Source organism: Actinophytocola sp. (genome assembly GCF_036378875.1).
In the GTDB taxonomy this organism is placed as follows: Bacteria; Actinomycetota; Actinomycetes; order Mycobacteriales; family Pseudonocardiaceae; genus Actinophytocola.
The window spans coordinates 84,551-107,806 of sequence record NZ_DASUVO010000047.1; the positions used below are offsets into that span (position 1 = coordinate 84,551).

A 23,256-nucleotide genomic window follows, 5' to 3' on the forward strand; every position below is an offset into this window, starting at 1 on the left:
GAGAAACACGGGCATGGACCGGCGCTCCCCGCTCAGCGAACAAGCGAGGAGCGCCGGAAAGAACCCAGGTCAGAGGTCCAGGGTCCAGGTGTCGATGCGGCCGGTGTCGATGGACGCCGCGTCCTGGACCCGCAGGTTCCAGGTGCCGTTCGCGGTCTCCGTCGACAGGTTGACGGTGTAGGTCTGGTTCAGGTTGTCGGTGCTGCCACCCTCACGGTTGTGCAGGGTGTAGACGCTCCCGTCCGGTGCGACCAGGCTGACGACCAGGTCACCGATGTAGGTGTGGACGATCGACACGGCCACGGTGGAGCCGGTGCTGGCGGTGCCGGTGCAGCCGGAGATCGTGATCGGGCTGTTCACCGTGGAGTTGTCGTTGATCGCGAAGTCGGTGCCGTTGCTCGCCGCGGCGCAGGCGCCGTTCGACGGCGGCGGCTCGGCGCCACCCGTGCCCGTGTACAGCAGGACGTTCGGCGAACCGGTGCCCGGGCTGGTGATCTTGCCGGTGGTGCCGTTCGCGACCAGTGCCGCTGCCACCTCGGCCGGTGCCGCGGCTGGATGGTCCGCCAGGTACAGCGCCGCACCGCCAGCCACGTGTGGGGTGGCCATCGAGGTGCCGCTGATCGTGTTCGTGCCGTTGGCCAGCCACGACGACGTGATGTTCTGGCCCGGCGCGAAGATGTCGGTGCAGTTGCCGAAGTTCGAGAACGAGGCCCGTGCGTCGGTGTTGGTCGACGCGTTCACGGTGATCGCGGTCGGCACACGCGCCGGCGAGAAGGTGCAGGCGTTGGCGTTCGAGTTGCCGGACGCGATCGCGTACGTGACACCCGAGGCGATCGAGTCCGCCACGGCCGAGTCGAGGGCGGAGTCGGCCCCGCCGCCGAGGCTCATGTTCGCCACGGCCGGCTTGATCGCGTTCTGGGTCACCCAGTTGATGCCGGCGACGACCTGCGCCGTCGTGCCCGAGCCCGAGTTGTTCAGCACGCGGACGGCGACCAGCTGCACGCCCTTGGCCACGCCGAACGTCGTGCCACCCACAGTGCCGGCGACGTGCGTGCCGTGGCCGTGACCGTCCTCCGCCGTGCCGCCGTCGATGGCGTCGAAGCCGCTGGTGGACCGGCCGGTGTAGGCCGAGTGGTCCAGGTCCATGCCCGTGTCGATGATGTACGCGTGCACGTTGCTGGCGGTCGTCGTGTACGAGTAGTTGCTGTTCAGCGGCAGGCTCCGCTGGTCGATGCGGTCCAGGCCCCAGGACGGCGGGTTCGGCTGGTCCGTGGTGATGCTCAGCGTCTGGTTCTGCTGCACGAACGCGACATCCGGGTCGGCGGCGAGCTCCTTGGCCTGCTGCTCGCTCATCGAGGCGGCGAAGCCGCCGTTCAGCACCGCTGAGTACTTGTGGGTGACCTTCGAACCGAGGGACGCCGCCGTGCTCGCGGCTTCCGCGGCGGCGCCGTCCTTGTAGGCGACGATGTAGCTGCCGTCGACCGCGTTGGCCGAGTCGGCGCCGAGGATCTGGCCCTCCGGCGCGGCCGAGGCCGGCGCGGCGGTCACGACCGCGAGACCGACGGCGGCCGCCGTGGTCGCGCCGGCCGCTAGCAGCCGTCTCACTGAGACAGCACGAGACCTGCCCATACCCGTTCTCCTTGTCGCAGGGCGCACGAGACCTCAAGCCCTCGATGAGGCCTCGTGCGTAGGGGGAGATGACGTCGTTCGCGAGCGAACTATCTCCACACTGCGTTGAGAACGGGGGTGACGCAAGAGAGCCACCCGTGTTCGAGGAGCTACTTATGAACACTTGCTCATCACGTGTGAACAAGTTCGACCGATCAGCCGCCGAAATTGGGCCGGTTGCCGCGTCCCATAGAGCGGTTCAGTCGCCTCGGCGGACCGGGCCGAGGATCTGCTGCTCCTTGGTGTTGGTGATGAGCCGCATCCGCTTCCACAGCATGTGCCCGAGAGCGACCACCTCGTCGTCGGCGAGCGTGGTCAGCTCGTGCACCATCGGCGGCGGCAGCCGCCACACCCGGGCCGCCAGCTGTGCCTGACCGACCGGCAGGCGCTGCAACAGCACCAGGTCGGCGGCGTTGGCGGTGGCCCCGGCCTGCGGGTGCATGTAGGGCAGCACGTACACGGTGGTCTGCCACGGCGAGCGCGGCGGGAACAGCTCCTGCGGGGTGGGGCCGCCGTCGTGCACGACCAGCAGTGGGCCGTCCTCGGACGGGCGGGGCAGCTCCACCGGGCTCAGGCGCCGGATCTGCACGAGCGGCGCCGGCCGCCCGTCCGGTCCGGTGCCGGCGGCCTTCTGCAGCACCTGCCACGACGCGGGCCGTCCGGTCGCGACGACCACCCAGGCGCCGACCGCCATGGCCCGCAGCGCCACCTGCCGTGCCATGTACAGCCCGCCGACCAGCACGAGCCTGGTCGGTGCCGGCCGCAGCGCGGAGATCGTCATCGGCTCGCCCTGCGGCGTCGAGCCGAGCATCATGCCGCCCCGGTCACCGGTCGGGCTGATCGCGTCGAGGATCTCGGGCGACACCAGGAACTCCTCGGTCAGCCCGTTACCGGTCTGGAGATCGAGAAGCCTGGACGACTCACTCATGACTGTTCCGCCTCCCCGGAATTGAATGTGTTGGTCACGTGGGGGACGGATGGTTCTGTTTGGTCACGTACTTGTGGCTGGCTTGCGTCACGTTCCCCTGAGGTGCGGCTGCGTTGCACTCGGCCGGATCTCGATCCCGAGGCTGACACAGGGCTACTCATGCCCGTCCTCCCAGCGGGAGCGTGGCGGCGAGCCCGGCGACCTGGAGCCCGCGCAGCGGGGTGAGGGTGATGCCGAGCCGGTCGGACATGGTGGACAGCCGCTCGTCGGCGTACTCCAGCTCACCGGGGGTGCGGGCGCTGACCCGCACGAGCCCGCGCAGGCCGACCTGGTTCTCCTCGGCGCCCGGGGAGATCGACACGGCCACCGTCGACGACAGCGCGCGCACGCCGGTCAGTGCGTTGAGGCTGGTGGCCGGCTTGCCCCGGGACCAGCCGGTGATCGCGTAGCTGGCGTGCCCGATGCCGGCGACCGTGACGCCCGACCAGCGCTCGGTGAGCCGTGCTCGCGGGGTCTGCGGCGGGGCCTGGGCGCCGCCGCCGTTCGGCGGTGGCACGTGCAGCGCGCCGGTCAGCTCGGCGGCCGAGATCCCGGCCTTGAGCAGCTCGTCCGGGTCGAGCGGCCGGGTCGGCACCCCACGCGACTCGAGCGCGTTGCGGACCCGGGACAGCGCGCCGATCAGCGCGCGGTGCGCGCCGATCACACCGCCGCCACGCTCGCGGACCGCGGCGGGGCAGCGGCGCGGGTCGAGCCGGACGGCGACCCAGGTGGTGCGGCGCGCGGCCGCGGGCAGCGGGCCGAGCAGCTCCATGTACGAGGCGAGCGCCGGCGAGCTCGGCGGCAGGGCCGCGCTGCCGGGGTAGCAGTGCCAGATGACCTGGATGGTGTCGAGCACCACACCGCGGTCCTCCAGGCAGGGCGCGAGCGCGCCCAGCGGCAGGTTCGGGGCGCCGCCGAGCTGGGTGACCAGGCCGGGGGCCGGGTCGACCAGCAGTACGGCGGTCCACGTGCCGTCGTGCCAGGACAGGCCGAGGGGGCGCCGCTCGTGGTCGGTGCCGTGCGCGACGACCAGGTCCGGCACGGCGAGCCGGAGCAGTGCGACCCTCGGGTCGTCCGGACCGGTCACGGGGGTGACGTCGGAGTCGGCGATGCCCTCGATGCTCACGGGTTTGGTCGGCCTGGACAGCCGCGCGTGCGAGCGGAAGGCGTAGCGCAGGGTGAGGCCGATCCACTGGGTGAACCAGCGGCCGTTCCAGCGGATGAGCGCGACCAGCAGGCCGACGACGGTGATGCCGATCGCCACGTAGACGAGGTCGATGTTGATCGCGAGCAGGATCAGCCCGATCGCGAACGCGACCTCCAGGGCGACCAGGTTGGAGACCGGCAGGGTGCCCAGGCTCGATCCCCGCGTGCGGCGCCGGGCCGACATGGGCGGCCGCGGCGGGGCGGGTGGCGTCGGCGGACCAGAGGGACCGCCTGACCCGCCGGGACCGTTACCGCCAGGCCCGCCGGGCCCGCCAGGCCCGCCGGGACCTCCCGGTCCACCGGGCCCACCGGGACCGCCGCGGCCGTTGGGTGGGGCAGGGCTACGAACACCGCCGGGCCCGCCAGGTCCCGCGGGACGACCGGGCACACCACGTCCGCCGTTGCCGCCACGAGGTCCCCCCGGCCCCTGCGGTCTCGGCGGCTGGCCTGGCGGAGGAGTGCGGCCATTGCCATGCCGTGGAGGAGTGCTCACCGACATCCGCTCGATCTTCCCCTCATCCTGCGCTCGATCGGGTCGCTTCGCGCTTGCGCCCAGCCGCCTCCTTCCCTCGTCGCGTGCTCGTCGCTCGTTCCTCGCTCCCGAGCACGCTCCTCGGTCAGTCCGGCGGGGTGCTCCTTCGCTCCGCTCCCTGTGCTGCGCCCACCGAATTCTGTCGCCTGCTCCGAACCCACGTGCAACCGATGCCGGTAGGGCTATCCTGCGGAACCGTACCGCGAGTGGGGAGCTGCAGAGGCGGAAATGCCAAGTACACCGACCACCAAGTCTCAGGTCCAGGCGTATCGCTTCGTGCTGCGCAGGATGCAGTCGGCGCTGGTTCGCAAGGACGCCGTGATGTTGCACGACCCGATGCGCACGCACAGCCGTGCCACGGTCGTCGGCGTCTGCATCGCCGCGATCGGCCTCATCGGCTTCCTGATCTGGGGGATCCTCTCGCCGAGAGCGAAGGCGCCGTCCGACGACGGCATCGTCATCGGCAAACCGTCCGGCCAGGTGTATGTGATGATCGCCAACCCGGACCGCAGGCTCGTGCCGGTGTTCAACCTGGCGTCCGCGCGCCTGTTGCTGATGGCACAGCAGCAGAAGGACCAGCAGGGCGCGCAGGGCGCGCAGCAGGCGGCGGCAGCGGGGAACGCGAAGGTCGTCACGCCGACCGTGGTCGACGACAACGACCTTCGGGACATCCCCAAGGACCGCAAGGTCGGCATCGCGAACGGGCCGGACCTGCTGCCGAGCGCGGACCAGCGGATCGAGTCGATCTGGACGGTCTGCGACCAGTACGCACTCGACCGGACCCAGAACGACCCCGCCAGGGAGAGAAAAGTCGAGACCACGGTGATCGCCGGGGTCCCCGAGCGCGGCCCGCAGCTGGCGCAGAACCAGTCCCTGCTGGTAGAAGCGCCGGACGGGGAGACCTACCTCGTCTACCGCACGCCACCGACGGCGAACCTGCCGAACACGGACGCGGTCCGCGCGAAGGTCGACCTGGGGCGGCCGGAGGTGAAGGAAGCGCTCAAGCTCACGAACCTCACGCCGCGCGTGATCTCGACCGGCATGCTGAACGCGATCCCGGAGAAGGCAGAACTCAGGACTCCCAACATTCCCGGCCGCGGTACCGACTCCAACGTCGACCTCGGTGATCCGGACCTGGACAAGGTCGGCTCGGTGTTCCGGGTGGAGCGCGCCGGCAATGTCACCGAGTTCTACGTGCTGTTCAAGGACGGCATCCAGCAGGTCAAGGAATCCACGGCGGACCTCATCCGGTTCTACGAGGCCCAGGGTGATCCCGAGATCAAGGCGGTCAACCCGGACCAGATCACGAACGTCCAGCAGCTGGACGAGATCGACGACTCGACGTACCCGGAGACCGCCACCGAGGTGCTCAAGCCGGAGACCTTCCCGGTGGCCTGTCTTGGTTGGCGCTTCACCGGTTCCGGCGACGGCGCGGAGGAACACACGTCGGTGCACGTCGGCACGGCGCTCCCGGGCGTCCCGCTGAACTCCGACGGCTCGGCGAAGTCCGTCGCGATCTCGACGCCCAGCGCGGACGGCGTCCGCATCGACCACTTCTACATGCCACCGGGCCGCGGCGCGGTCATCCGCCAGGCAACGTCCACAGAGGACTTCAACACCGGGCAGATCACACTGGTTTCCGACCGTGGCGTGAAATTCGGCATCCCGAACGTGGCGACCGCGAACATCCTCGGGCTCGCCGACCAGAAACCGGCGCCGGAGAACATAATCCGGCTGCTACCGGACGGTGCCTCGCTCAACGTGAAGGACGTGCAGCAGAGCTACGACTCCGCGCCGATCGGCCCCGGCCAGTACCCACCGAGCAGCCAGGCCAACGGTGGCGGCTGAGTCGACGAACCGAGATGGCGTCACTTCGTATCTAGTTGCAAAAGCAGCCACGGGAACCAGGTTGGTTCCCCTATCGTCGGAATCGACTGAGCGGAGCTTGCGGAGCGAATCATCAACAATCAGGACGGCAACTCGCCCGCGGAGCGTTCCGGCACCACGGAGCGGGGGAGTGGGCGTCATGACGGAGGGTGACCTGTGACCGGGATCAAGTTGGACGCCACCTGGGTTGGTGGCTACGCGAAGCTCGCCGCGTCCAGCGCGGACACCCTTGCCGAGGGTGTCGACACCATGGCCATCTCGCCGCTGGACGACTCGTCGTTCGGCGAGCTGGGCCGCGCGCTCAACACCGCGCAGGCGTACGGGAAGGCGGCACGGCTGCTCCGTGACCAGCTGGCCCGCGCGGTGGAGACGTTGTCCACCGCGTCCGACGGGCTGGAGAAGGTCACCACCGTCTACCAGGACACCGACGAGTCCGGGATGCGCGCGATCAAGCGGGAGCTGAAGTGACCAGTCCAACGATCGACGGCCAGGACATCGAAAGCCAGGTGGCGGCGCAGCTCGACTACCTGTCGCAGCTGGCCATGCGCCTGGGCATCGCGGACCCGGTCGAGGAGTACTTCGCCCCGGTCGTCGGCCGGTGGAGCGACATGCACGCGGAGGCCGACCGCTGGCGGATGGTCGGCGAGAGCGTCGAGCAGGTCACCGAGGCCCTGAGCACGCCGCTGGGCCGGTTGGACGCGGCGTGGGACGGCGCGGCCGCGGACTCGTTCATCGCGTACATGCAGCGGGTTGGCCTGGCCGGCAACGACCTGGCCGATGCCATGGTCGCGATGGCCGAGGTGCTCGACCAGACCGCCAACGGCATCCGGGAGATCGTCCAGGAGCTGGCGTCCGTCCTGGCGGAGACGGCCGAGACCGCGTCGGAGGCCATGGCCCTGCCGGTGGAGGGCGACGCCCGCGCCCGCGAGTACGTGGACATGATGCGGCGCCCGACGAAGGAGCTTTTCGAGTCCGTCCGGCAGATCCTCGAGGCGTTCGTGCAGCTGTGTGAGGGCGCTGAGGGCGACGAGTTGTTCCGCCAGGTCACGATGAACCACATGTTCCCTGAGGAGAACTGGGCCGCCCCCTCGGCCCCGTCGCCAACACCGGGGACACCGGCGCCGAGCACCCCGCCGGAGGTGGACACGTCGACTGACCTGGCCGGCGCGACGCCCGGGATGGACCTGGCGGGCGCGGGTATCGGCGGCGGAGGCGGTGGCCTCGGGGGCGGCGGTGGCGCAGGCCTTGGCAGCGGCGCGGCCGCGGCCGGCGCGGCAGCCCCGCTCGGCCCGGGCAACTACACGGTGACCGGCGAACAGGCCCCGCGTGGCAACGCCCCGGCGGCCGCGGCGGCCGCCCCACCGTCCGGCGGCAGCCCGAAATCAGGCATGGGCGGCATGGGGATGATGCCTCCCATGATGCCGATGGGCGGCCAGGGCCAGGGCGGCGACGCGGACCACAAGAGCCGCAGCCGCGTCCAGGGCGACCCGCAGGACATCTTCGGCAAGCCGCCGAGGGCGAGCACCCCGGTCATCGGCGCCGACGACTAGCTAGCGGGCTCCGGCTGTGCCGGGGGAGATGTCGGAGCCCGTGGCGATCAGCACCGTGATCACGGTGAGCCAGATCAGGACGAACGTCATCATCCAGAAACGCGGGTTGGTGAACAGCCTGGGCACGGGAAACCTCCCTCGACAAAGGTGGACGGATCAGCTGGGAGCGCTGGACGGCGGGAATCCGCCGCCCAGCTACAACCATCGGTTCCGGCGGAAGATGCGGTAGAGGATGAGACAGACGCCGATGATCACGCCCATGATGAGCGGATAGCCGAACCGCCAGTGCGTTTCCGGCATGTAGTCGAAGTTCATGCCGTACACGCCGACCCCCATGGTCGGCACCGCGATGATCGCCGCCCATGCGGTGATCTTGCGCATGTCCGTGTTCTGCTGCAACGAGATCTTCGCGAGCGTCGCGTCCACCAGTGTGGTCAGCAGCTCGTCGTAGCTCGCCACCCGCTCGGACACCGTCGTCAGGTGGTCGTCGACGTCGCGGAAGTACGACCGCACCTGCTCCGGCACCAGCGGCGTGTACCCCTCGGCCAGCCGGCGCAACGGCACCGCGAGCGGCATGACCGCCCGCCGCAGCTCCAGGATCTCCCGCTTCATCAGGTACATCTGCTCGGCGCCGATCGGGCTGCGCGGCGCGAACACCGATGCCTCGATCACGTCGATGTCGTTCTCGAACGACTCGCTGACCGCCAGGTACGAGTCCACGATCCGGTCGGCGATCGCGTGCAGCACGGCGGCCGGCCCGATGCGCAGCCGGTCCGGCGCCGCCTCCAGCTCCTCACGCAGCTGCTGCAGGCCCGAATGCTTGCCGTGCCGCACGGTCACGATGAACTGCTTGCCGAGGAACGCCATGATCTCGCCGGTCTCGACGATCTCGTTGGCGGAGGTCGGGGACTCGTGCTCGATGTACCGGACGGTCTTGAGCACCATGAACAGCGTCTCTTCGTACCGGTCGAGCTTCGGGCGCTGGTGGGCGGTCACCGCGTCCTCGACGGCCAGCTCGTGCAGCCCGAACACCTCGGCGATGCCCTGCAGCTGCTCAAGCCCCGGCTCGTACAGCCCGATCCACACGAAACCCTCGCGGCGCCCACGCACCTCGTTGATCGCGTCCAGCGGTGACCACTGCCCGGGCAGGCGCTCGCCGTCGACGTACACGCCGCAGTCCACGACGTGCGCGAGACTCTCCTGGCCGGCCTGATGGTTCTGGTTGCGCCGGTTGTTCCGGCCTCTCAGGTTGCCGAGCGAGGGAATCGCGGGCATGGTGACCTCCCAGCTGGGAACGAACTGACGACGCGCCACGAGAAGGCGCCGGAGCGTCCGAGCGGAACCAGCGGGAGACCTGCTGCCTTAGCGGGTGACCCTTCCGGCGGGGACGCTGGTGCTACTGCGACCGGTCGAGCTGGGATGGTTATGCGGGTCGCTCACGCGTCCTCACCTCCTTGGGTCAATGCGGTGCGGGCTCACTCACACACCAGTCGTCAAGACTACCTCACCTGGCAGACTGCCCGAGTCCGGTCATGACAAGGAGGCGTGACGTGCAGTTTGGTCGGTACTACGAGGAGTTCGAGGTCGGCGCGGTCTACAAGCACTGGCCCGGCAAAACGGTCACCGAGTACGACGATCACCTCTTCTGCCTGCTGACCATGAACCACCACCCGCTCCACATGGACGCGAACTACGCCGAGAACACCACCGACTTCGGCAAGAACGTGGTGGTGGGCAACTACATCTACTCACTGCTGTTGGGCATGTCCGTACCGGACGTCTCCGGCAAGGCCATCGCGAACCTGGAGATCGAGTCGCTGCGGCACGTGAAGCCGACCTTCCACGGCGACACGATCTACGGCGAGACCGAGGTGCTGGACAAGACCCCGTCGAAGTCGAAGGACGACCGTGGCGTCGTGTACGTCGAGACCCGCGGCTACAAGCAGGACGGCACCGTCGTGTGCGTCTTCCGGCGCAAGGTGATGGTGCCGAAGCGCTCCTACGGCGATGCGCGGGGAGGCGAACAGCCCGGGCGCCCGGAGCCTCGGGCAAACTAGACATATGAGCGCCGCACTCGACGAGGTTCAACAACGGTTGCGGCGGTTCGCCTCCGACGTCAAGGAGACGTCGCCGCTCTACAGCTACCTCGCCGCGCACGCGGCGGAGGACGACGAGGTCGGGCGGCTGCTCACGGTGGCCGCCGATCCCGACCCGGAGCTGCTTCTCGCCGCCGTGCAGCGGGTGCTGCAGGCCGAGCCGTTCCACGAGTTGACCAACTACTACCCGACGCTGGGCGGCTCGTACGGCCCGGACGGCGGGCTGTGGCCGATGTTCCGGACGTTCGCGCTCGAGCGGGCCGACCGGATCCGCTCGCTCGTGGTCACCCGCGTGCCGAGGAGCAACGAGGTCGGCCGGGCCGCGTTGTTCTATCCCGCGGTGGCGTTCGCGGCGCGGCAGGCCGGCGGTGGCCCGGTCGGACTCCTGGAGGTTGGCTCCGGCGCCGCGCTGCTGCTCGGCATCGACCTGTACTCCTACCGCTACCAGTCCGAGCAGGCCGGTCAGGTCGCCGCAGGGCCGGGGCGGGCCGCGCTGGGCCTGCACTGCGCGCTGAAGCTCGCACCGGGGCAGAAGGGACCGACGATCCCGAAGCGGCTCCAGGTGGCGGCACGGGTCGGTCTGGACCACGATCCGGTAGATCTGGACGACGAGGACGAGTACGCGTGGCTCGAGGCGTGCGTGCGGCCGGACCAGCCCGACCGGCTGCGGCAGTTGGGCGCCGCGGCCACCGTACGCAGCAAGAAAGCGCCGATCCTGGTGAAGGGCGACCCGGTGACGGACCTGGCCGGCGCGGCCGACCGCATTCCGGCAGAACTACCCATAGTCGTACTCACCAGCGACGCACTGCGACCGTACTCGGCCGAACGGGTGACGGCCTTCCGGACGGCCCTCGCTGAGTTGGCGGCAGCACGGGCGACGTTCTGGGTGAGCCTGGAGGCGTACTCGGTGGGCCTGGTACCGGATCATCCCGAGCTCGACACGGGCCAGGCGGTCCTCGCGTGCACCCGCTGGATCGATGGCGAGGAGCTGACCACCGCGCTGGCACAGACCTCGTGGCACGGCGAACGCATGCACTGGCTGAACTAGACGCGGGGGAGAGCGTGCCAACCGGTCAGAGTGTCCGACAACTGCGCCACCAACATGTTCCCGTCGTCGAGGCGGGCGAACTCCGCCCTGGTCACCCATGCCGCGGCGGACGCGTCGTCGCCGGCGGCCAGCTCGCCGCCGATCACCTCGGCGGCGTAGTCGAAGATCAAGAAGGGGCCGCGCTGTACGCTTCCGATCAAGGAACCGACCCGCACCTCGAGGCCGGTCTCCTCACGGAGCTCGCGGGCGACGGCGTCAGCGTCGCTCTCGCCAGGCTCCACCCGGCCACCGGGCAGCGACCACTGCCCCCGGCCCGGTTCGTTGGCTCTGCGGACCAGCAGCAGCCGGCCAACCGAGTCGTGCACCACCGCGCCGACACACCTGATCATCGGATCGTCGAAGGCGGTCATGGACACGAAGCGTAGCCGGATCGCCGGTAGATACCCGACCTTTGCCCCAAGAGCAGTACTGGCCTCCCGTTCGGCCGCAGCGTGCGGTACAACCATTTTCAAGAACAAGTTCAGCAACCCACGGACACGGAGTGGAACCCGGTGAAAGTCAAGAAGGTTTTGATTCTGTCTGGCGCGGCGTTGTTGGTGTTCTTCCTGGTCACCCAGCCCGAAGGCGCAGCGTCGATCGTCAACAGCATCCTCGACACGTTGCAGGACGCCGCGGAAGCGTTGATCACGTTCGTACGCTCGGTGTTCAACGGCTAAGCCCGGTACCGTCACCACATGTTCGCGCCACGCGATTCAGACGAGTACCTGCTGGACACCGAACGCCGTGTCATCCGGGTGCGCAGGCACTGGGCGTATCTCGCGTGGGACATCTTCGAGACGATCGCGCTGCTCGCGGTCGCCGTGATGGTGTCCTACCTGCTGCCGCCGTCGATGTGGCTCCTGCAGAACGTGCTCTGGTACGCGGCGCTGTTCGTGCTGCTCCGCTTCAGCTACGAGGTCATGTCGTGGTGGGTGGAGCGGATCGTGGTCACCGACAAGCGCATGATGATGACGACCGGCATCATCACCACCAAGGTGCTGATGATGCCGATCGGCAAGGTGACCGACCTCACCTACGAGCGTCCGTTCATCGGCCGGATCTTCGGCTACGGCACGATGATCGTCGAGTCGGCAGGTCAGATCCAGGCGCTGAACCGCATCGAGTACCTGCCCAAGGCCGAGCAGGTGTACGACGCGATCTCCGAACTGGTGTTCGGTGACAAGGACGCGCAGGCCAAACGCTTCTCGATGATCAAGGCGCAACGCCTGGCCCGACGCAAGCCGATGGTGGGTTGATTGGCGTCTCGCGTTCAATAGGACCGTGAGGATCGATCTGCACACCCATTCGACGGCCTCGGACGGCACCGACACCCCGGCCGAACTGGTCGCCGCCGCGGCCGCCGCGGGGCTGGACGCGCTGGCCATCACCGATCACGACACCACGGCCGGCTGGGCCGAGGCGCAGGCCGCGCTGCCGGCGGGCCTGCGGCTCGTCAGGGGCGCCGAACTGTCGTGTGTGAGCCCGGACGGCCGGGGCGGCCACTGCACGGTGCACCTGCTGGCGTACCTGTTCGACCCGGACGCCGAGGCCGTGGTGCGTGAGTACGCCCGTGCCCGAGCCGAACGCCGCGGCCGCCTCGCGAAGATCGCCGACCGCATGGCTGCGGACGGCTTCCCGATCAACAGCGAGACCCTCCTGGCGTCGGTGCCCGAGGAGGCGACCGCGGGCCGCCCCCACCTGGCGATGGCGCTCATGCGGGCCGGCGTGGTGTCCTCGGTGGACGAGGCGTTCGCCAGGTTCCTCAACGACCGGGGCCGGTACTACCTGCCCAGTTCCCGCACCCCGATCGAGGCCTCGATCGAGATGATCGACGAGGCGGGCGGCGTCACGGTCCTCGCGCACGCCTTCGCGACCCACCGCGGCCCGACGGTCACCGCCGACGTGATCAAGGAACTGGCCAGCCTCGGCCTGGGCGGCGTGGAAGTCGACCACCCCGACCACGACCCGGATGCCCGCAAACGCTTGCGCACCCTGGCCGACGACCTCGACCTGATCGTCACCGGCTCGAGCGACTACCACGGCACGAACAAGGTCATCAGCCTCGGCCAGGAAACCACGGCCCCAGCCATGCTGGACGAACTGTCCCGCCGAGCCACAGGCGTAGCGGTACTAACAGGCTGACCGTCCGCGAGTCGCGCGTTCGGCCCCGCGAGTCGCGCTTTCAGCCCCCGTGAGTGCGCGTTCGACGGTGGGGACTCGCGTGTCCAACGCTGAGGACACGCGAGTTCAACGGCGGAGACTCGTGAGTTCAACGGTGGCGTTTGGCGAGTTGGGGTCGGCCCGCTTCGCGGGCGCCGGGCGCGCAGCGCCCTGCGGCCCCGCACCCACCGACCCGCGAGAGATCATCAGCGGCTCAATGCCTCCGAGGCGTGTCCAACGGCCACGACGCATGGGGCTGACGCACGAATGTCCCATTCGCTCGGACTGGCCACCGAAAGTTGTCCACAGGGCCCCGCGACCTGGGGTTTTGTCTGTGTCGGTTGGTACGATGGCCTCGGGGTGGCCCCCCGGGTATGGGTGGGGGATGCCTGCGCAACCATCTGTGTTGGCGTTGATCATGAAAACGGTCTCGGGCGATGTCGGGGCGTTGAACCCGTGTGGTGGTTTCACGGGCTGACGGCGGGAAGTGCCTGCTTCGCGGGTGGTTCGGTCGGTGGCTGTGCGAGGAAGGCGTCTTTCCTAACGCCCGACGTGAGGAAGGCCCTTCACCGCACCGCTTCGGCCAGGCCGGTTCCCGGATCCCCTGAAGGGCACCCCCGAGGGGTCGCGATCCTCTTGGGACGGTTGGTGTGTCGGGTGGCGGGGCTGCGTGGCAGGCTGGCGCGGTGCTGTTTGACGTGCGGCTTTTCGCTGAGGCGACCATCACGCTCATCGTGATCATGGATCCGCCGGGCACGGTGCCCGTGTTCCTCAGTCTGGTGGGGCGGCGGCCGCGGCCGGCGCGGGTGCGGGCCGCTCGGCAGGCCGTGTTGGTGTCGCTCGGGGTGATCAGTCTCTTCGCGGTCGGTGGGGAGGCGATCCTCGACTACCTCGGCATCGGGATTCCCGCCGTGCAGGGGGCCGGCGGGTTGCTCCTGTTGCTGATCGCGCTCGATCTGCTGACCGGGCGGGACAACACGCAGCCCAGGGAGATGGACGACGTCAACGTCGCGCTCGTGCCGCTCGGGACGCCGTTGCTCGCCGGGCCCGGTGCGATCGCGGCGACGATCGTGTTCGTGCGGCACGCCGACAGCGGCGGCAAGTATCTCGCGCTCGGTCTCGCCATCGTCGCCGTGCACCTCGTGCTCTGGTTGTGTCTGCGGTTCTCCGGGGCGCTGATCCGGGTCATCAAGGACAGCGGCATCACGCTGCTCGCCAAGATCGCCGGTCTGCTTCTCGCGGCGATCGCGGTCCAGCTGGTCGCGGACTCCGTGCAAGGGTTCGTGAGCGGCACGTGAGCGGAGCGAACCAGCGGACACAGGCGAGTCGGACGACCACTGTCGGTGGTCTCCTCTACCTTGGACCCGTGCAACTCGGGTTCGACGCCATGCCGCGCAAGCTCATCAAGGTCACTCCCTCCCGTGTCGCGGCGTGGGTGGACTGCCCGCGTCGGTTTCGCATGACCTACCTCGACCGGCCCACGCCGCCGAAGGGTGGCGCGTGGGCGCACAGCACGCTCGGCGCGGTGGTGCACAACGCCTTGCGGGCGTTCTTCGAGCTCCCGGTCCAGCGCCGTACGCCGGAGGCCGCCGCCGCGCTGGTGACGCAGCAGTGGAGTGACGAAGGTTTCGCCGGGCCCGAACAGGCGGCCGAGTACCGGTCGCGGGCCCAGGGGTGGGTGTCCGACTACGTGGCCGAGCTCGACCCCACGCTGGAGCCTGTCGGGCTGGAGCGGTGGGTGTCCGCGCCCGTCGGCACGATCGTCGCCGAGGGGCGGGTCGACCGGATCGACGAGCGGGACGGCGAGGTGGTCATCGTCGACTACAAGACCGGGCGCAGCGCGCTGACCACCGACGACGCGCGGTCCTCGCAGGCGTTGGCCCTGTACGTGCTGGCCGCGCGGCGAACGCTGCGCCGGCCCTGCACCCGGGTCGAGCTGCACCACCTGCCGTCCGGGACGGTGGCGGCCTGGGAACACACCGAGGAGTCGCTCACCCGGCACCGGACGAGGGCCGAGGAGGCCGCGGAGGAATTTCACCTCGCAACGGATACGCTGAACGCAGGTGGCGACCCAGACGTCCTCTTTCCAGCGCGGGTTGGTCGCCAGTGCTCCTGGTGTGACTTCCGGCGCAGCTGCGCGGACGGCCAGGCGGCCGGCCCGGCAGTGGAACCCTGGGCGATGCTTGTCCCGTAGGAGGCTTGGTGGACTACTCGAACGTCACCACGGTGGAGCTGCCCATGACGCCACGCGCTGAGCCGGCGCCGCGTCACCGGGGTGGCCCGTGGCGTGAGCTGTCCGGTGCGCTGGCGGTCGGCATGTCCGTCCTCGCCGTGGTCGTCATCGTCTTCCAGGTGCTGGCCTGGGGCCGTGACGTGCCGGGGCCTGGCCTGTGGACGGTGATCGGACATGTGGCCGCCGCCGCGCTCGCGGTCGTGGTCCAGCGCTTCGCGGACCGCCTCACCGGCTGGCCCGCGGCCGCGTCCGTGCTCGGTGTGGTGGCCGTGTCCGGCACCGCGCTATGGCTCTTCTGGTGGGCCTAACAGCAGGTCGACGAACGCCAGCACTGCCGCGTCGACGCCTTCCCGGTCGCCGGTCGCCAGCAGGTCCAGCAACGCGCCACGCGTGAAGGCGAGCGCCATCCTCGCGTGCGACAGCGGCAGACCCGCGAACAGCGACTCGTCCGCCAGCCACGACGTGACAATGCCGTCCAGTACCGGCGCAACCGACTCCTGACCAGCCAAGGCTGCCCCGTACAGCTCGAAGAACAGCCGCTCGTACGGGGCCAGCGACGGGTCGGCCAGCCGGTGCCAAAACTCCAACGCCATCTCTCTCGGTGTGCGGGACCGCAGTGACGCCAGCGCGACCCGCTGCCGCTCCTCCACCGCGCGCACCACCTCGACGAGCAGCGCGTCCCGCGAGCCGAAGTGGTAGATCAGCATGCGGTGACTGGTGCCCGCCCCCGCCGCGATCTGACGCAGGCTGCGATCGCCGACCCCGGCTTCCGCAAGGTAGGAGATCACGCGGTCGAGAAGGGTGACCTTCGACATGTACCAAATGGTACAGTTGCTGTCATGAGGCACGAGGTCACCATCACGGTCGACGCGCCTGCCGACCGCGTCTGGCAGGCGATCAGTGACGTGGAGAAGTGGTCCGAATGGACACCGACCGTCACCGAGGTCCGCCTGCACGGCGGCGGTGAGCTGGCCCAGGGAAGCGTCGCCACCCTTCGTCAGCCTCAGCAACCGGCACGCGAGTGGACGGTCACAGAACTCGTCGAGGGCAGGTCGTTCACGTGGACGAGCACCGGTCTCGGCCTGCGGTTCTCCGCCGAACACATCGTCACCGAACGCGACGGTACGAGTGTCACGCTGGTGTTCAGCATGGCCGGCCCGCTCGAACCGCTCGCGAAACTCGTTGCCGGTAAAGCGATCCGCCGGGCCGTCGACACCGAGGCGGCGTCGCTCAAGAAGCGGTGCGAGACGTAGGTTTCACGCGGCGAGCCACGAGCGCCACGTCGGCAGCAGCGTCGACAGCAGCTCTTCCGGGTTCTCCGTGTTCGGCGAGTGCCGGGCCGCCGGGATCACGGCGAAGTCCGCGTCGAGGCGGTCCGCCATGTCACGTTGGGTCGACACGGGCCACGCGTCGTCGAACTCGCCGCAGCACACCAGGCACGGGATGCCGGACGTGTGCAGTACGCGGGCGAGCGAGCTCACCAGGTCCGGTTCGTTGCGCAACGCTCGTGCCTTGCCAAGCAGCGCGGCCGGCCGGGACCTCAGGAACCGCTCACGCATGAAGGCCGCCAGCGCGGGCGTGTGTCCCGGCCTGGGCGGGTTCAGCGCTTCGAACTGCTCCCGCAGCTTCTGCGCGGCCGCGATGCCGTGCTGACGCATGGTCGGCTCGCCGAAGTCCAGCGCCTGTCGACGTAGACCGTCGGGCAGCTCGGACGGGCCCGAGCACATCAGCGTCAGACCGGCCACCGGGGCACCACTCAGCACGGCGGCCCGCGCGACCAAGCCGCCGAACGAGTGGCCGAGCACCACCACGGGACCGCCCTCGGCCGCCAGCTTGCCGACGAGTTCCGCGACCACGCTGCCGAGCGCTGACGGGACGTACGCGGCCTCGTCGTCCGGTCCACCGGACTCGTACTGGCCGGGCAGGTCGATCGCGATGGCGTCGAACCCGCCTGCCGCGATCGAGTCCATCAGCGGGGCGAAGTCCTCCTTGGAGCCGGTGTAGCCGGGGATCAGCAGGGCTGCCGGCCGCGGCTCCGTCGAGTTGGCGGCACGCCTGCGTAACGCGGCGACCGGACCGTACCGGCCATGGAGGTCAACCCGGTCCGCTCCGTGCGGAGTCAACTGCGACGGAATGTTCACACATCGAGTGTGCCTCACGAAGCCTTGAAACGGCGTCGAGTGCTGAGCGTCTCACGGTGCCGTGTTATGTCTGCCCGTCAGTGCAGTGCCACCAGTGTGTCGCCGCGTTGCTCGAGCACGATGGAGCCGATCTTCGACATCGTGACGAGGCCCTCGTAGTCACCTCGGTCGACGGGGATCCTGCCGACGTATTCGCCTGTCGCCGGGTCCAGTACGGCGAGGCCACCGGTCACGGGCACGAGGATCTTGCCGGCGAACGCCGTGCCCGGGCCGAGCGCGTCGTCCACGGTCCAGAGCGGCCGCAGGTCGTCCATGGACAGGGCGATCGTCTTCGAGCCGGTGAACCAGTACACCGCGCCGGTCGCCCGGTTCACCGCGACCGTGTGGTCCTTCGGCTCGTCGCGCAGGTCGTTGGCGCCGATCGAGAGCTCGAAGGTCTTGACCTGCTCGCCCTTCTCGTTCAGCACGACCAGGCGGTTCGGGTTGGGCAGGGCGACCGCGGTGCACTGCTGCACCTCGTCCGGGTTCGCCGGGTTCAGCCGGCACTGGTCGCTCATGGCCACGACCTGGGCGCCATCGCCGACCACGACGCTCGCCACGACCACGGGCTTCTCGGAGTCGTCGTTGCCGGTCGCCTTGTAGACGGTCAGCCGGTCACTCGCGTCGATCGGGCAGCGCTCGATGACCGCGATCTTGCCGGTGACCACCGACACCGTGCCGTAGGTGCAGCCGGTGCGCGGCTGCTTGTCGGGGTTCTGTATGGCCCCGATCTTGCCGTACTCCATGGTCATCACCAGGTCGGAGCGCCACGTTGTGAGCAGTTTCGAGCCGGTCGTGGTGACGTAGCTGCCGTCCGACAGCAGGCGTGTGCCGAGTTCGGCGTCCGAGTTGCGCTGCCCCTGGAACGGCTTGTCCCGCTGCTCGTCCGGCTGGGTGGGGCGGCCACGCTGGCCGGTCGCCGGCCAGAGCGCGGTCACCTCGCTGCAGCCGCCCTGTGCGCGTGGGTCGCTGTCGGGCAGGAAGTTGTCGGGCTTCGCGTAGACGGCGACCGCCAGCTGCCACGCCGAGGACACGGTGCACAGCGGCAGGTCGCGGGAGTAGCGCCAGCGGACCTCGCCGGTCAGCGGGTCCCGGCCGGCGACCTCGCCGCCGTTGCCGGTCACCACGGCCGGGCCGACGGCCACCGGTTCCGGTGTGGCGGGTGACTTCGCCCGCCACGCCTCGCCCAGCGAGGGCGGGAACACGGTCGGACGGGCCGGCGAGGTCGCCGGCCCGTCGTAGGTCTGAGAACTGGTCGCGCGGATGTCGCTGGACTGCCATAGCAGCAGTCCGCCGACCAACACGGCGACCGCGATGAGGGCGGTGACGAGGACGTCCCGCTTGCGGTGGAACTTCGTCCGCTCCCAGCGCTCGACGGGTTCAGTCCCGTCAAGCACGTCCTCGTCGCCCATCATGGTTGGCTAGTCTGCCGAACCGCCTGTTTCGCTCGTGTTCGGCGTCTCCGAGACGGGCGTGCCGCCCCGGCTACGACGACGCACGCGGTTGCGGGCCGGGCGTTCCGAGCTGGGGGCCGTGGTGGCCTCCGGTGCCGGCTGGTCGGTTTCGACGCCACCGCGGCGACGGCGACGACGACGTGGCTCGCCCGTCGACTCGGCCGTGTCGGTCTTGCGGACCGTTTCCGTCTTGGCCGGGCCGCCGCTGCGTGCGCGCTTCCTGGTGCGGCCCTTCTTGCGGCCGCCCAGGTCCTCCTCTGGCTCGGCGGACAGGCCGGCGCGGGTCCGCTTCGACAGCGGCAGGCGGCCGGTCGCGTCCTCCGGGATGCCCAGGTCGGCGAACAGGTGCGGCGACGTCGAGTACGTCTCGACCGGCTCGGGGATGTCCAGGCTGAGGGCGTCGCTGACCATCTTCCAGCGCGCCTCCTCGTCCCAGTCGACAAGCGTGACCGCGACACCCTCGCGGCCGGCACGGCCCGTGCGGCCGATCCGGTGCACGTAGGTGCCCTCGTCCTCGGGGCACTGGAAGTTGATGACGTGCGTCACGTCGTCGATGTCGATGCCGCGGGCCGCCACGTCCGTGGCGATCAGCACGTCGACCTTGCCGGACCGGAACGCCCGCAGCGCCTGCTCACGCGCGCCCTGACCCAGGTCGCCGTGCACGGCCGCGACCGCGAAGCCGCGCTCGGCCAGTTCGTCGGCCGTCTTCTGCGCGGTCCGCTTGGTACGGCTGAAGATCATCGTGAGGCCGCGGTCCGACGCCTGCAGCGCCCGCGCCACGATCTCGACCTTGTCGAGCGAGTGCGCCCGGTAGACGAACTGGCGGGTGCGCTCGTGGATGGCGCCCGCGTCGTTCTCCTCGGCACGGATGTGGGTCGGCTGGTGCAGGAACGTGCGGGCCAGCGTGATGATCGGGCCCGGCATGGTGGCCGAGAACAGCATGGTCTGCCGCTCGTCCGGCACCATGGTCAGGATCCGCTCGACGTCGGGCAGGAAGCCCAGGTCCAGCATGCGGTCGGCCTCGTCGAGCACCAGTCCGCGGACCTTGCCCAGCACCAGGTGGCGCTGCTCGGCGAGGTCAAGCAGGCGACCCGGGGTGCCGACGACGATGTCGACGCCCTTGCGCAGCGCGGCGATCTGCTGCTCGTACGGCCGGCCGCCGTACACGGACGCCACGCGGGCGCCGAGGTGCTTGCCCGCGTCGGACAGGTCGTGGCAGACCTGCAGGCACAGCTCACGGGTCGGCACGACCACCAGCACCTGGGGGGTGCCGTCACCCGGGATGGTGAGCCTGTTCAGCAGCGGCACACCGAAGCCCAGCGTCTTGCCGGTGCCGGTCCGTGCCTGGCCGATGATGTCGTCGCCGGCGAGCGCCAGCGGGAGTGTGAGTTCCTGGATCGCGAAGGTCCGCTCGATGCCGGCCTCGGTGAGGGCCTTGACGATCTCCGCCTGTACGCCGAACTCGGCGAACGTGGGGGAGTCGGAGCGAACCGGAGCGTCCGCCTTCAGCGGATGCGATGTGTCGGTGTCGGGGACGCCAGCCTCGCTGTGCTCCAGCGCGACCGCGTCCATGTCATTTGTGTTCTGTTCAGTGATGTGATCTCTCCCTTGTCCAGCGCGCTCCGCCCTGGACGGGCCGCTCGACCGCACCGTCTAACCCAGGTGCGGGAGGGCCGGCGAGGCGCGCACACCCTCTCGACGCGGCTCAAGTGTGAGCCTGCATCGGTGCCAGTCTACCTGCGACATTGGCCCGATACGCTCTGGGCTCATGAGCGGAGCCTGCGGAGCGAACAAATCGGCACAGGGCGACCGCGAGCGGCCGCTCGGAGCCTGCGAGGACCGGTCGTGAGCGTGTCTGGTAACGATGGCGAAAAGGCCGGCATCGATGCCGGGGTGACCGACCTGCTCGGCGTACTCGCGTACGGCGAGCTGTCGGCCTTCGACCGGCTCGCCGAGGACGCGCGCACGGCACCCTCGCTGGACGGGCGGGCCGCCCTGTCGACCATGGCCGCCGCCGAGATGGGGCACTACCAGCGGATCGAGCGCTACCTCGCCGGCCACGGCATCGACGTGCAGGCGGCCATGCGGCCGTTCATCGGGCACTTCGACACCTTCCACGCCTCGACCGCACCCCGTTCGTGGCTGGAGTCGCTGGTCAAGGCGTACGTGGGCGACGGGCTGGCCGCCGACCTGTACCGCGAGATCGCGACGTGGCTCGACCCGGAGACCTCCGAGCTGGTGACCGACGTACTGGCCGACACGGGGCACTCCGCGTTCGCCGAGCGGACCGTCCGCGCCGCCATCGACGCCGACCGCACCGTGCGGGACCGGTTGACCCTGTGGGGACGGCGGTTACTGGGCGAGGCGTTGACGCAGGCGCAGTACGTGGTGGCCGAGCGGGACGGGCTCGCCGCGCTCATCGTGGCCGGTACGGGCGACCTGGCGGGAATCGCCGCGTTGTTCCGGCGGTTGCAACAGCAGCATGGCAAGCGGATGACCGCGCTCGGCCTGGGCTAGCCTTGCCGTGTCGATTCGTACTGCTTGGAGGTCAGCGTGGAGGTCAAGGTCGGAGTCGCGGACACCGCGCGAGAGCTGTTGATCAACAGCTCGCAGACTCCGGAAGAGGTCGAGGCATTGGTGGCCGACGCGTTGAAGAACTCCTCGGGCATGTTGTCACTCGTCGACGACAAGGGGCGCAAATACGTGGTGCCCTCCGCGCGGGTGGCGTACGTGGAGATCGGCTCGGCCGACTCGCGCAAGGTCGGTTTCGCCACCGCCTGAGATTTGGTGAAGGGCAGGACCTGAAGGGGTCCTGCCCTTTGTCTTTTCACCCCGCGGTGGGGTGGGCCTCCGCGAGCTTGACGACCTTGTTCAGCTCGAGCGGCTTGTTCGCGTCGATGGCGATGCCGTGGGAGCGGGTGAAGCCGTCGATGGCCGACCAGATGATCTGCGTCAGGTACTCCACGACCGCCTCACGGCTCATGGTTCTTCGGTCGAGCCACCATTCGCTGACGTTCTGGACCATGCCGACGATCCCGTGCGCCCACGGCTCAGCGGCGCCAGAGTCCAGGCTCATCGCCCGCAGGTAGTCGCCGAGCAGCGCCGACAGTGCCTGCGCGATGAGCTCCTTGTCCTCCGCCACGATGTCCTGCTCGACCGGGCGGTTCGCGAGGTTCCTGCGCAGTAGCAGCCGGTACAGGTGGGGGTGCTCCTCGACGGTCGTGAAGAACGCGTCGAGGCTCTTCCTGATGCGCGGGACCGGCGCTTCCTCGTTGTTCAGCGCCGGGATCAGGCGGTCGAAGAGGATCTCCGTGCCCCGGTGGCCGAGCGCGACGAAGAGGTCCGCCTTGTCGGCGAAGTGCCGGTACAGGACCGGCTTGGTCACACCCGCCTCGGCCGCGATGTGGTCCATGCCGACGTCCGGACCGTGCTCGGCGAGTGCGCGCATGGCGGCTTCCACGAACTCGGCCCGCCTGGCCGCCCGGTGCGACCGCCACCGATCCCGCCTGGCATCCCCAGTGCCGGTTGCTTCTGGCATTTCGCGGACGGTACTCCTAGCCGTGCTGGTGCAGCGGGAACCCGCCGCCGATGCCTTTCCAGGCCAGCGTGCTAATCAGGCCGACGGCTTCCTCTTTGGTCATCGATCTGTTGTTGGCCAGCCAGCTGCGGGCCGCGACCTGGCTGATGCCGACCAGACCGACCGCCAGCAGTCGGGCCTGCTCCTCCTCGAGGCCCGCGTCGGCGGTGATGGTCCGGGTGATGGCCTGCACACACGCGTCCGTGCCCCGGTCGATGGCGGCCTGGACCACCGGCTCGCCACGCAGGTCGGACTCGAACACCAGCCGGTAGGCCTGGCTCTCGCCGTCCACGAACTCGAAGTACGCGGTGACCGCGTTGGCGACGCGCTTCTTGTTGTCGGAGGTCGACTCCATCGCGTCGGTCACCCGCGCGATGAGCTCGTCGACGTGGATCTCCAGCAGCGCCAGGTACAGCTCGAGCTTCCCGGGGAAGTGCTGGTAGAGCACCGGCTTGGACACCCCGGCCCGCTCGGCGATCTCGTCCATGGCCGCCGCGTGGTAGCCGTTGGCCGCGAACACATCCTGGGCGGCGGCGAGCAGTTGGGCCCTGCGAGCGGTGCGCGGTAGCCGCGCCGCCCGGTTCGCCTGCCCTGCCATGCCGTGCTGAATCGTTTCCGACATACGCCCTCCAGATCCCTCGCGAATCGGGGTCACCGAC

General features: G+C 69.5%; 26 protein-coding genes. 14 read left to right on the forward strand and 12 right to left on the reverse strand.

The annotated features are described in order from the left end of the window. Positions 1 to 69 precede the first annotated feature (69 nt). The 3 genes from VF106_RS13455 to eccE form a co-directional block, all read right to left on the reverse strand. Positions 70 to 1,629, reverse strand: a complete 1,560-nt coding sequence (locus tag VF106_RS13455) for a S8 family peptidase (RefSeq protein WP_414638956.1) — start codon at positions 1,627 to 1,629, stop codon at positions 70 to 72. A gap of 238 nt (positions 1,630 to 1,867) precedes the next feature. Next, the gene (locus VF106_RS13460) at positions 1,868 to 2,596 is read right to left on the reverse strand and encodes a hypothetical protein (protein WP_330839995.1); all 729 of its coding nucleotides are present in this window, start codon (positions 2,594 to 2,596) and stop codon (positions 1,868 to 1,870) included. A 157-nt stretch (positions 2,597 to 2,753) separates the two neighbouring features. Further along, positions 2,754 to 4,025 (reverse strand): type VII secretion protein EccE, encoded by a 1,272-nt coding sequence (gene eccE / locus VF106_RS13465; RefSeq protein WP_330839996.1) that lies wholly within the window; start codon positions 4,023 to 4,025, stop codon positions 2,754 to 2,756. A 576-nt stretch (positions 4,026 to 4,601) separates the two neighbouring features. On the opposite strand from eccE, the gene eccB reads away from it, so the two are divergent. From eccB to VF106_RS13480, 3 genes are all read left to right on the forward strand, one after another. Continuing rightward, the gene (eccB, locus tag VF106_RS13470) at positions 4,602 to 6,221 is read left to right on the forward strand and encodes a type VII secretion protein EccB (RefSeq protein WP_330839997.1); all 1,620 of its coding nucleotides are present in this window, start codon (positions 4,602 to 4,604) and stop codon (positions 6,219 to 6,221) included. 195 nt (positions 6,222 to 6,416) lie between these two features. After that, positions 6,417 to 6,728 carry a hypothetical protein gene (locus tag VF106_RS13475; RefSeq protein ID WP_330839998.1) on the forward strand — a complete coding sequence of 104 codons (312 nt, stop codon included), beginning with the start codon at positions 6,417 to 6,419 and terminating at the stop codon, positions 6,726 to 6,728. Next, on the forward strand, positions 6,725 to 7,810 hold the full coding sequence (locus VF106_RS13480; protein WP_330839999.1) for a WXG100 family type VII secretion target: 1,086 nt from the start codon (positions 6,725 to 6,727) through the stop codon (positions 7,808 to 7,810). Before VF106_RS13475 ends, VF106_RS13480 begins: the two co-directional genes overlap by 4 nt. On the opposite strand, the gene VF106_RS13485 is transcribed toward VF106_RS13480, so the two are convergent. After that, positions 7,811 to 7,936: a hypothetical protein gene (locus tag VF106_RS13485; protein ID WP_330840000.1), complete on the reverse strand. Its 126-nt coding sequence runs from the start codon at positions 7,934 to 7,936 to the stop codon at positions 7,811 to 7,813. It lies immediately after the preceding gene. 69 nt (positions 7,937 to 8,005) lie between these two features. Beyond that, positions 8,006 to 9,085 (reverse strand): magnesium/cobalt transporter CorA, encoded by a 1,080-nt coding sequence (corA, locus tag VF106_RS13490; protein ID WP_330840001.1) that lies wholly within the window; start codon positions 9,083 to 9,085, stop codon positions 8,006 to 8,008. Positions 9,086 to 9,342: 257 nt separating this feature from the next. Between corA and VF106_RS13495 the strand changes: the two genes are divergently transcribed. Both VF106_RS13495 and VF106_RS13500 read left to right on the forward strand, forming a co-directional pair. Next, positions 9,343 to 9,867: a MaoC family dehydratase gene (locus VF106_RS13495; RefSeq protein WP_330840002.1), complete on the forward strand. Its 525-nt coding sequence runs from the start codon at positions 9,343 to 9,345 to the stop codon at positions 9,865 to 9,867. A 4-nt stretch (positions 9,868 to 9,871) separates the two neighbouring features. Next, complete coding sequence (locus VF106_RS13500; RefSeq protein WP_330840003.1) at positions 9,872 to 10,954, forward strand: DUF2332 domain-containing protein; 1,083 nt, start codon at positions 9,872 to 9,874, stop codon at positions 10,952 to 10,954. Here VF106_RS13500 and VF106_RS13505 read toward each other — a convergent pair. Further along, positions 10,951 to 11,364 (reverse strand): NUDIX domain-containing protein, encoded by a 414-nt coding sequence (locus VF106_RS13505; protein ID WP_330840004.1) that lies wholly within the window; start codon positions 11,362 to 11,364, stop codon positions 10,951 to 10,953. The genes VF106_RS13500 and VF106_RS13505 overlap by 4 nt on opposite strands. A gap of 141 nt (positions 11,365 to 11,505) precedes the next feature. Between VF106_RS13505 and VF106_RS13510 the strand changes: the two genes are divergently transcribed. From VF106_RS13510 to VF106_RS13535, 6 genes are all read left to right on the forward strand, one after another. Then, a complete protein-coding gene (locus VF106_RS13510; protein WP_330840005.1) occupies positions 11,506 to 11,670 on the forward strand; it encodes a hypothetical protein in 165 nt (54 codons plus the stop codon). Positions 11,671 to 11,688: 18 nt separating this feature from the next. After that, on the forward strand, positions 11,689 to 12,249 hold the full coding sequence (locus VF106_RS13515; protein ID WP_330840006.1) for a PH domain-containing protein: 561 nt from the start codon (positions 11,689 to 11,691) through the stop codon (positions 12,247 to 12,249). Positions 12,250 to 12,274: 25 nt separating this feature from the next. Then, complete coding sequence (locus tag VF106_RS13520) at positions 12,275 to 13,135, forward strand: PHP domain-containing protein (protein ID WP_330840007.1); 861 nt, start codon at positions 12,275 to 12,277, stop codon at positions 13,133 to 13,135. Positions 13,136 to 13,839: 704 nt separating this feature from the next. Further along, positions 13,840 to 14,451: a MarC family protein gene (locus VF106_RS13525; RefSeq protein ID WP_330840008.1), complete on the forward strand. Its 612-nt coding sequence runs from the start codon at positions 13,840 to 13,842 to the stop codon at positions 14,449 to 14,451. Positions 14,452 to 14,540: 89 nt separating this feature from the next. Further along, positions 14,541 to 15,347, forward strand: coding sequence for a RecB family exonuclease (locus VF106_RS13530; protein WP_330840040.1), 807 nt, complete (start codon positions 14,541 to 14,543; stop codon positions 15,345 to 15,347). A gap of 8 nt (positions 15,348 to 15,355) precedes the next feature. Next, the gene (locus VF106_RS13535; protein ID WP_330840009.1) at positions 15,356 to 15,694 is read left to right on the forward strand and encodes a hypothetical protein; all 339 of its coding nucleotides are present in this window, start codon (positions 15,356 to 15,358) and stop codon (positions 15,692 to 15,694) included. On the opposite strand, the gene VF106_RS13540 is transcribed toward VF106_RS13535, so the two are convergent. Next, positions 15,671 to 16,201, reverse strand: coding sequence for a TetR family transcriptional regulator (locus VF106_RS13540; RefSeq protein ID WP_330840010.1), 531 nt, complete (start codon positions 16,199 to 16,201; stop codon positions 15,671 to 15,673). The genes VF106_RS13535 and VF106_RS13540 overlap by 24 nt on opposite strands. A 24-nt stretch (positions 16,202 to 16,225) precedes the next feature. Between VF106_RS13540 and VF106_RS13545 the strand changes: the two genes are divergently transcribed. Further along, on the forward strand, positions 16,226 to 16,639 hold the full coding sequence (locus tag VF106_RS13545; RefSeq protein ID WP_330840011.1) for an SRPBCC family protein: 414 nt from the start codon (positions 16,226 to 16,228) through the stop codon (positions 16,637 to 16,639). Between the two features lie 3 nt (positions 16,640 to 16,642). On the opposite strand, the gene VF106_RS13550 is transcribed toward VF106_RS13545, so the two are convergent. The 3 genes from VF106_RS13550 to VF106_RS13560 form a co-directional block, all read right to left on the reverse strand. Further along, the gene (locus VF106_RS13550; protein ID WP_330840012.1) at positions 16,643 to 17,527 is read right to left on the reverse strand and encodes an alpha/beta fold hydrolase; all 885 of its coding nucleotides are present in this window, start codon (positions 17,525 to 17,527) and stop codon (positions 16,643 to 16,645) included. 77 nt (positions 17,528 to 17,604) lie between these two features. Continuing rightward, a complete protein-coding gene (locus VF106_RS13555) occupies positions 17,605 to 18,981 on the reverse strand; it encodes an Rv3212 family protein (RefSeq protein ID WP_330840013.1) in 1,377 nt (458 codons plus the stop codon). Positions 18,982 to 18,987: 6 nt separating this feature from the next. Next, positions 18,988 to 20,592, reverse strand: a complete 1,605-nt coding sequence (locus VF106_RS13560; protein WP_330840014.1) for a DEAD/DEAH box helicase — start codon at positions 20,590 to 20,592, stop codon at positions 18,988 to 18,990. Between the two features lie 273 nt (positions 20,593 to 20,865). On the opposite strand from VF106_RS13560, the gene VF106_RS13565 reads away from it, so the two are divergent. Together VF106_RS13565 and VF106_RS13570 are read left to right on the forward strand one after the other, a co-directional pair. Further along, positions 20,866 to 21,537: a ferritin-like fold-containing protein gene (locus VF106_RS13565; protein ID WP_330840015.1), complete on the forward strand. Its 672-nt coding sequence runs from the start codon at positions 20,866 to 20,868 to the stop codon at positions 21,535 to 21,537. Positions 21,538 to 21,573: 36 nt separating this feature from the next. Next, positions 21,574 to 21,801, forward strand: a complete 228-nt coding sequence (locus tag VF106_RS13570; RefSeq protein WP_330840016.1) for a DUF3107 domain-containing protein — start codon at positions 21,574 to 21,576, stop codon at positions 21,799 to 21,801. A 46-nt stretch (positions 21,802 to 21,847) separates the two neighbouring features. On the opposite strand, the gene VF106_RS13575 is transcribed toward VF106_RS13570, so the two are convergent. Further along, positions 21,848 to 22,558: a TetR/AcrR family transcriptional regulator gene (locus tag VF106_RS13575; RefSeq protein WP_330840017.1), complete on the reverse strand. Its 711-nt coding sequence runs from the start codon at positions 22,556 to 22,558 to the stop codon at positions 21,848 to 21,850. A 16-nt stretch (positions 22,559 to 22,574) separates the two neighbouring features. Then, positions 22,575 to 23,219 (reverse strand): TetR/AcrR family transcriptional regulator, encoded by a 645-nt coding sequence (locus tag VF106_RS13580; protein WP_330840018.1) that lies wholly within the window; start codon positions 23,217 to 23,219, stop codon positions 22,575 to 22,577. Positions 23,220 to 23,256: the final 37 nt, after the last annotated feature.

Excerpts from the sequence above, each read along its gene's own strand:
- eccE (WP_330839996.1), bottom strand. The coding sequence starts at position 4,025 with ATGTCGGCCCGGCGCCGCACGCGGGGATCGAGCCTGGGCACCCTGCCG.
- VF106_RS13540 (WP_330840010.1), bottom strand. The coding sequence starts at position 16,201 with ATGTCGAAGGTCACCCTTCTCGACCGCGTGATCTCCTACCTTGCGGAA.
- VF106_RS13560 (WP_330840014.1), bottom strand. The coding sequence starts at position 20,592 with ATGGACGCGGTCGCGCTGGAGCACAGCGAGGCTGGCGTCCCCGACACC.
- VF106_RS13495 (WP_330840002.1), top strand. The coding sequence starts at position 9,343 with ATGACAAGGAGGCGTGACGTGCAGTTTGGTCGGTACTACGAGGAGTTC.
- VF106_RS13580 (WP_330840018.1), bottom strand. The coding sequence starts at position 23,219 with ATGTCGGAAACGATTCAGCACGGCATGGCAGGGCAGGCGAACCGGGCG.
- VF106_RS13575 (WP_330840017.1), bottom strand. The coding sequence starts at position 22,558 with ATGCCAGAAGCAACCGGCACTGGGGATGCCAGGCGGGATCGGTGGCGG.
- VF106_RS13530 (WP_330840040.1), top strand. The coding sequence starts at position 14,541 with ATGCCGCGCAAGCTCATCAAGGTCACTCCCTCCCGTGTCGCGGCGTGG.
- VF106_RS13455 (WP_414638956.1), bottom strand. The coding sequence starts at position 1,629 with ATGGGCAGGTCTCGTGCTGTCTCAGTGAGACGGCTGCTAGCGGCCGGC.
- VF106_RS13555 (WP_330840013.1), bottom strand. The coding sequence starts at position 18,981 with ATGATGGGCGACGAGGACGTGCTTGACGGGACTGAACCCGTCGAGCGC.
- eccB (WP_330839997.1), top strand. The coding sequence starts at position 4,602 with ATGCCAAGTACACCGACCACCAAGTCTCAGGTCCAGGCGTATCGCTTC.
- VF106_RS13545 (WP_330840011.1), top strand. The coding sequence starts at position 16,226 with ATGAGGCACGAGGTCACCATCACGGTCGACGCGCCTGCCGACCGCGTC.
- VF106_RS13515 (WP_330840006.1), top strand. The coding sequence starts at position 11,689 with ATGTTCGCGCCACGCGATTCAGACGAGTACCTGCTGGACACCGAACGC.
- VF106_RS13500 (WP_330840003.1), top strand. The coding sequence starts at position 9,872 with ATGAGCGCCGCACTCGACGAGGTTCAACAACGGTTGCGGCGGTTCGCC.
- VF106_RS13460 (WP_330839995.1), bottom strand. The coding sequence starts at position 2,596 with ATGAGTGAGTCGTCCAGGCTTCTCGATCTCCAGACCGGTAACGGGCTG.
- corA (WP_330840001.1), bottom strand. The coding sequence starts at position 9,085 with ATGCCCGCGATTCCCTCGCTCGGCAACCTGAGAGGCCGGAACAACCGG.
- VF106_RS13505 (WP_330840004.1), bottom strand. The coding sequence starts at position 11,364 with ATGACCGCCTTCGACGATCCGATGATCAGGTGTGTCGGCGCGGTGGTG.